Origin of the sequence: Eubacterium ramulus ATCC 29099 (assembly GCF_000469345.1) — a bacterium.
Taxonomy (GTDB): domain Bacteria; phylum Bacillota; class Clostridia; order Lachnospirales; family Lachnospiraceae; genus Eubacterium_I; species Eubacterium_I ramulus.
In genome coordinates this window covers 1-6047 of record NZ_KI271179.1, presented here as the reverse complement: position 1 = coordinate 6047, position 6047 = coordinate 1, and the positions used below count along the sequence as shown (strand labels likewise).

Sequence of the window (6047 nt, the reverse complement as noted above, 5' to 3'; positions counted from 1 at the left end):
AAAAGATTAGAACTGGATTCTGTATAAGCTCAGCCAGGCCGATCACCATAACCGCTGCTCCATAAACAATTTCCAGAATCATCTTATGATATTTATTCGTTGGTATATACGTTTCTTCAAAAAACGGAAAACGCTGCGGCATACGTTCTAAAAAACGCATTGCTTCCATAAGCTCTTGCTTTTTCGCTTTGACAGCATCTTTATTAACCTGTGCCATAAAACAAATATGTGTTCCCAACATACGCTTTGCCCTGTCGGAAACAATGACTTTATATTTTTTATCTGACATAGGCTTATACCTCTGTAATTACGTCGTCAAGGTAAGCATCGAGTTCATCAAGAGTGCAGCCGTTTCTTCCTGCTATTTCGTCTTCTTCGACAGCAAGCATCATATACACTATATCCATCCGGTTAAATCTCACAAAGATCAAGTGCGTCTGCTAGCCCTACATTTCGGTTAAATCCATAACGTAAATCAAACATTCTCTGATAATCGGTCCACCGATCCGGGTTCATAAATTCATTAATCTGTGGATCCGCATTCCAACCCTGCCATACCTCTAGTCCATTGCGTCTTCCCAGTAATCATATGCATCATCATAGCCGTCATCATAATCTCCATCACCAAATTCTTCGGCCCAGTCCTCAGCAAAATCATCTGCATCATTATAATCTTCTGCATCATATGGATCTGTGTAAACATATTTGTGTTTGGACGAACTGCCTGATCCCGAATTAGAATGGTACTTTTTCTGACTCGTTGTATTTGTAGAACTTGATGCGTTAATACTTGTCACCGATCCATAATCCGGATGTTCCTTCTCATAACAATAGACCATGCTGCCATCTACATATAAGTCAAAACTTCCATAGTCACAGGATCGTATTTCATAACAATGTGTATGATCTTTACCATAAATTATAAATGGATCTCCCTTCTGCTCAGTGATAAATATTCTGGTTTCAACATTTTTCTTTTTATCGTACCGGTCAAAATGAGATGATCCCCACCAGAAATGATGACTTTTTACACCGATTTTCGCACTTTTTAAATCTTGCATTTTATGATAAAACATATTTACATAACCAGAATCCTTGTAGCTTTTATAAAAATCATCAATATTATCACTGATATAATCAACCGTATAATAATAACTATACTTGGCAGGTTCATCCATATCCAGGTCGATTACCTTCTCTGCCTCTTCTTCTGAGCAGCTACTGTATGTAACGCTCAGATCCAGTTCTCCATCATCCCATGCATCCGGCATTTCCTCTTCCATTTCTGCCACATATTTCTGCATATATTTCTCAGCAAATTCCATCGACCTTTTTTCTTTCGGTGATGCACAACCTGTAGTTGCCATTAAGGATGCCATCACGCCTGCCAATAATCTTTTAAACATAACTACTCCTCCCGCTGCTATACACGACTCAGTTCTAAGTAAAATCTGTTTTTAGAAATCATCACAAAAATCACTTTCATAACTGTCGCCATCATCAAAATCACTGTCAAAGTCATCGTCACTGTCAAAATCTTCGATTTCATCCGTAGAACTTGTCAGCCAGTCCAACTCATTTAATGTTTCTTTCTTATCAAGTTCCCCATCACGATCCCAGTCAAATGTTCTGTCAAAACCTCTATCCAATTTTTCATTCCAATCTCTCATGATACCTTTCCCCCTCTTCCTTAGTTATCGTAATGATTCCAGTCACCAAACAAACCCGGTCGGCTCTCACCGATCTTTCTGCCATTTACATCGTAATGATTGATATTTCCAAATAAACCTCTTCTGCTGTAACCGTCTTTTCTACTCATAATCGATTCTCCTCCGACTAAAAATGTGATATCTGATATATTTTCGTATCAGTATTTGTTATTCTATTCCTTTGTTGTCTTTATAGTAAGGCAATTGGTGGGGTATAAAAACACCAGCTTACTATAGTGCTTGTTGTTTTCTGATGATTCAAGTATAATAAAATTATAAAAAGAAATACACATGCAACATGTGGAGTTCCCCTCTGATATTCCTCATGTTTAGTGGCATACAGGGAGGTTATTCTCATGGGAAAGCAATCTATTAGAGAAAATAAGACAATTTACCAGATTTTCCGGGAAACCGCCGGACTCACCAGGTCTGAGGCCAGTGAAAAAATGGCGGCTGTATCAGACTCAAAAATCGAAAAATTCGAATATGAACTGCAGGATCCTACACCTTACGATATCGTTCAAATGGCAGATGCCTATAAACGCCCGGATCTGTGCAATTATTTCTGTTCTCATAAATGTGAAATCGGCCATCGCTATGTTCCGGAAGTAGAAGTTTCTGATTTGTCAGACATCATACTTGAAACCATCGCCAGCTTAAACGAGATCAATCCGCTCACTACGCGCCTGATCCAGATTGCACGTGGCGGCAAGATCAGTGATGATGAAATAAAAGATTTTGCATTCATCAGTAAAAAGCTGGATGAAATCTCTCTGGCTGTGGATGCATTAAATCTCTGGGTAGATAAAACTGCCAGTGAACAGAAGCTTAATATTGAACTGCTCCATTCCGAAAAAGAAAAATTAAAATAGAGGCAAACCTGACATAAGGCAGCGAACCAACTGTGCCTGTCATCATTTCGTTATGACAACACCCAATCGGTCCACTGCCTTATTTTTACATTTGCTGTAATTGATTCACTATGTATTCTGTTCTCCGGATTGCATCTTCCACCTGATCTTTTGCACGATTGATCCGATCCTGTACCATCCAGTCCACAATAAATCCGTCAAAAAAATAATCTGCAAATGAAAGGAAATCCCCTGTATTGATATTCAGATTACATGCCATATTGACATCGTTCAGTTCTCTGCTGAAATTGCGAAGGTCATATTTCGCCTGTTCCATATTTTCCTTTGCCTGATCCATTTTAGAATGTTTCAGCATCGTTGAGAAAAATCCACCGCCAAACATATCCACCAGTCCCCAGTTTTTTGCACTGTTCAGATTTTCTCTGGCTGTTCGCAGACTGCGTAGTGCCCGGTTCCCGGCATCAATAGCTTCTCTTTTTTCTTTTTCTATATCATACATTGCTTTTATCTCCCTTTCGTCTGACTTAGGCTTTCGATGCAATCAGTGCAATGATTCCGCCAATAATCAATATTGGAAGTGCGATATAAATCAGTCCACCGATTACCAGGGCAATCAGGATCACCGGAAAAAATACAACCGTACACAATAATTTCAAGATTCCCCAGGATGCTCTGATTCCGAAAATACCTAATTTAAAAATAAACCAGATCATAAAAATTGCAAATAAAATTGATAACATGTTCTTCTGCTCCTTCTGCCATCTTTTCAGGAATGGCTCAATGTACTTGTCTTTCTGTTTTTTTAGGGATAAAGTCTGATCTGTTTCTGACACCTATTTTTTGACTGAATGTCGGATTCTTATCGATTTTATCAATCAGCCGTATCCTTTTGATTCTTTGTTCTACATTCACCGTGTCACCTCATTTCGACTTACCTGCTGTCTTCCTAACCGATACCGTCAGTATAACGGAAACACATTCCAAAATACATATCTCATTTGCAGATTTACACCTATCTATTTCTCATATTTTGAGAATTGTATACTGTCGCTGCAACCGCTTAATTTCTTCTTTCATCTGTTCCACTACTTCATCCGGTGAAATGATTTTCACTCCTTCTCCAAGTGAAATAATCCATCCCAGAAACTGTCTGCTGACATGCACCTGTACATTGACCGTAAAATACTCATCGTCCTTTGGAATCATCATCACATCGTTGCCAAAACGGTCTATAATTACTCCTGCCAGATAATTTGCAACCAGTAATTTTACATTCTGTTCTTTTCCGTTAAACATACCAAAGCTCTTTTTCGCATAATCAGCCATATCCAGTTTTTTGAAATATTCTCTGCCTTCTCTGTCCTCTTCGGACATCTGGATGTGAAGCATCTTATCCACACGGTAATGCTTAATCAGACCGGCTACGGAATCATATCCCACCAGATAATAATTCTCATCATCCCAGGATAATCCCCACGGGCTGATATGATACCAGGCACCACCATGACGCAGCTCCATTTCTTTTTTTACATTCCATTGATAATACTGAAAGCGGATCTTTTTGTTTTCCGATATTGCATTGTGAATGGCATCCACGGTATAGTAAATGCTCTCATTCATAGTCTTGATTCTGCCTGAGACATATACCTGACGCTGCAGTTTCATCGCATCGTATCTGCTGACCAGCTTTTCCAGTTTTCCGATCAGTTCATTTGTCTTCCTCTCTGTGATAAATTTAGATGACTGGATAGCATCCACCAGGAGCTTTAATTCCGGCAGTTCAAACGGTCGGCTTACCACATGATAATGATATCCTTTTCCTACAGGCTCCCCTTCCACTTCAATTCCCAGTTTTTCCAGATCTCGCAGGTCATTGTAAATGCTTTTTCGGTCTGCAGTGACTTCATATTCTGCCAGAGCTTTCATGATTTCCGGCATCGTTATATAATGTTCATCATCAGTCTTATCCAGCATGATCTGTGCCAGACGATATAATTTGAATTTCTGATTCGATCCTTTTGGCATAATGTGTGTTCCCCTTTTACATTGATGTCATCAGTATAACACAAATCCTAGGTTCTCGTTATCATCACACACATTTAAATGCTGGGCAGTATGTTCTGGTTCTTCGAGTATCGGTTCACTATTCTGCCTGTCCTGCTGACAATTCCGGTATTTTTTCTGCTGGGATGGCTCATCCCCTGCATGATGTATGACAACGCAGCAAAATGCAGCGTTGTAGAGCAATTAAGGAATACTCAATAACTGTTAAGCAAAAAAACGGCCCTCTGCTAATGAAAAGGCTGAGGGCTGAGTCCACAAAAGGTAATAATCATGATGCCTTACTTGTCATACAAAAAAATTGAAAATAGCGGATAAAATCATCAATAGTTATTCTCCTTTTTGTTGTACGATAAATATTAATACTGTTTCAGATATTCTGACACTGATCTGCTCATTTCCTTAGAAAAATCCGAATTATATTTTCGGTTACAGAAGGCACTGCACCATTCTTCATAAGTGCTGTTCTTACATTGATATGCAAACATCTCACGCAGTTCCTCCCCAACGATACTGCGATAAGTGTTTTCATGTACAATATATTTTCGCTCACAACGTTCCGGCTTTTTACGCATTCTCTGCTGTTCAGTCGGCCATCCAAATACTAACATCACTGCCGGAAACACATATTCAGGAAGATGCAAAAGTCTTCGCTGCTCCTCACAGTTTTCCATAATATCACCGATATAACACGATCCAATCCCAAGACTCTCTGCAGCAACTACTGCATTTTGAGCCGCAATAGCTGTATCAGTAATCGCAAGCATCAAATCACCAACTCCCGGTTTTCTAGGCTCACATCCTGCTTCCAAATAGGCATCGTACCATTTTTTACAGTCTGCACAAAATACCAGAACCATCTTCGCATTTGCAATAAATGACTGATGGTCACAGCTTTCTGCAAGCATTTCTTTTAATTTCTGATCCGTGATATCAAGGATTGTATATAGCTGCTGACAGCCTGCCGACGGAGCCTGCATAGCAGCTTCCAAGATCAGATTTTTCATTTCTTCCGGGATCTGACGATCTTCGTATACTCTCACAGATTTTCTATGATATAAAGAATCTATAATTTCATTCATAATCAGATTTATTTCCTTTCATACTTCTTTTTACTTATATTATCTCTTTTTATAAATCAACAGCTCTGGATTTTCACCATCCTTCTCATATGTACATACCAGATTCAAGTCGAACGCACGTGAGACTTGGTGTGTGAATCTGGTCAGCGAAAGCTGACATATTCTTCTCAGAATCTTTAGACGTTCGTCATCCATAACCCAGCCTTTGATGGTATAGTCCTTTGCAATTTGATTGACTCATTTACGGAACTGCACCGCACGCTCAGAATTTACCGTGACATGCTCCCACCTCTTAAATCACAGATTTTGAAGTGGGGGCTTCT

Annotated in this window: 9 protein-coding genes and 1 pseudogene; 1 reads left to right on the top strand and 9 read right to left on the bottom strand. The window is 39.3% G+C overall.

The genetic code is table 11. The features are described from left to right. From HMPREF0373_RS13540 to HMPREF0373_RS17555, 4 genes are all read right to left on the bottom strand, one after another. Window positions 1-289 (bottom strand): hypothetical protein (locus HMPREF0373_RS13540; RefSeq protein ID WP_021740326.1); only part of this gene is annotated, 289 nt, incomplete at its 3' end. Between the two features lie 271 nt (window positions 290-560). Next, window positions 561-1406: a hypothetical protein gene (locus tag HMPREF0373_RS13530; protein ID WP_021740325.1), complete on the bottom strand. Its 846-nt coding sequence runs from the start codon at window positions 1404-1406 to the stop codon at window positions 561-563. 51 nt (window positions 1407-1457) lie between these two features. Continuing rightward, window positions 1458-1670, bottom strand: coding sequence for a hypothetical protein (locus HMPREF0373_RS13525; RefSeq protein ID WP_021740324.1), 213 nt, complete (start codon window positions 1668-1670; stop codon window positions 1458-1460). Window positions 1671-1690: 20 nt separating this feature from the next. Further along, a complete protein-coding gene (locus HMPREF0373_RS17555) occupies window positions 1691-1819 on the bottom strand; it encodes a hypothetical protein (RefSeq protein ID WP_021740323.1) in 129 nt (42 codons plus the stop codon). A 246-nt stretch (window positions 1820-2065) separates the two neighbouring features. Between HMPREF0373_RS17555 and HMPREF0373_RS13520 the strand changes: the two genes are divergently transcribed. After that, window positions 2066-2581, top strand: coding sequence for a helix-turn-helix domain-containing protein (locus HMPREF0373_RS13520; RefSeq protein WP_021740322.1), 516 nt, complete (start codon window positions 2066-2068; stop codon window positions 2579-2581). Between the two features lie 85 nt (window positions 2582-2666). Here HMPREF0373_RS13520 and HMPREF0373_RS13515 read toward each other — a convergent pair whose 3' ends face one another. The 5 genes and pseudogenes from HMPREF0373_RS13515 to rhuM all read right to left on the bottom strand — a co-directional run. Beyond that, complete coding sequence (locus HMPREF0373_RS13515) at window positions 2667-3080, bottom strand: hypothetical protein (protein WP_021740321.1); 414 nt, start codon at window positions 3078-3080, stop codon at window positions 2667-2669. A 25-nt stretch (window positions 3081-3105) separates the two neighbouring features. Next, window positions 3106-3321: a hypothetical protein gene (locus HMPREF0373_RS13510; protein WP_044964549.1), complete on the bottom strand. Its 216-nt coding sequence runs from the start codon at window positions 3319-3321 to the stop codon at window positions 3106-3108. 283 nt (window positions 3322-3604) lie between these two features. Further along, complete coding sequence (locus tag HMPREF0373_RS13505) at window positions 3605-4606, bottom strand: helix-turn-helix transcriptional regulator (protein ID WP_021740319.1); 1002 nt, start codon at window positions 4604-4606, stop codon at window positions 3605-3607. A 395-nt stretch (window positions 4607-5001) separates the two neighbouring features. Further along, window positions 5002-5724: a nitroreductase family protein gene (locus tag HMPREF0373_RS13500; protein WP_021740316.1), complete on the bottom strand. Its 723-nt coding sequence runs from the start codon at window positions 5722-5724 to the stop codon at window positions 5002-5004. A gap of 174 nt (window positions 5725-5898) precedes the next feature. After that, window positions 5899-5997, bottom strand: a pseudogene (gene rhuM / locus HMPREF0373_RS17550) (RhuM family protein); the annotation flags it as partial. Window positions 5998-6047: the final 50 nt, after the last annotated feature.

Excerpts from the sequence above, each read along its gene's own strand:
- HMPREF0373_RS13520 (WP_021740322.1), top strand. The coding sequence starts at position 2,066 with ATGGGAAAGCAATCTATTAGAGAAAATAAGACAATTTACCAGATTTTC.
- HMPREF0373_RS13505 (WP_021740319.1), bottom strand. The coding sequence starts at position 4,606 with ATGCCAAAAGGATCGAATCAGAAATTCAAATTATATCGTCTGGCACAG.
- HMPREF0373_RS17555 (WP_021740323.1), bottom strand. The coding sequence starts at position 1,819 with ATGAGTAGAAAAGACGGTTACAGCAGAAGAGGTTTATTTGGAAATATC.
- HMPREF0373_RS13530 (WP_021740325.1), bottom strand. The coding sequence starts at position 1,406 with ATGTTTAAAAGATTATTGGCAGGCGTGATGGCATCCTTAATGGCAACT.
- HMPREF0373_RS13500 (WP_021740316.1), bottom strand. The coding sequence starts at position 5,724 with ATGAATGAAATTATAGATTCTTTATATCATAGAAAATCTGTGAGAGTA.
- HMPREF0373_RS13525 (WP_021740324.1), bottom strand. The coding sequence starts at position 1,670 with ATGAGAGATTGGAATGAAAAATTGGATAGAGGTTTTGACAGAACATTT.
- HMPREF0373_RS13515 (WP_021740321.1), bottom strand. The coding sequence starts at position 3,080 with ATGTATGATATAGAAAAAGAAAAAAGAGAAGCTATTGATGCCGGGAAC.
- HMPREF0373_RS13510 (WP_044964549.1), bottom strand. The coding sequence starts at position 3,321 with ATGTTATCAATTTTATTTGCAATTTTTATGATCTGGTTTATTTTTAAA.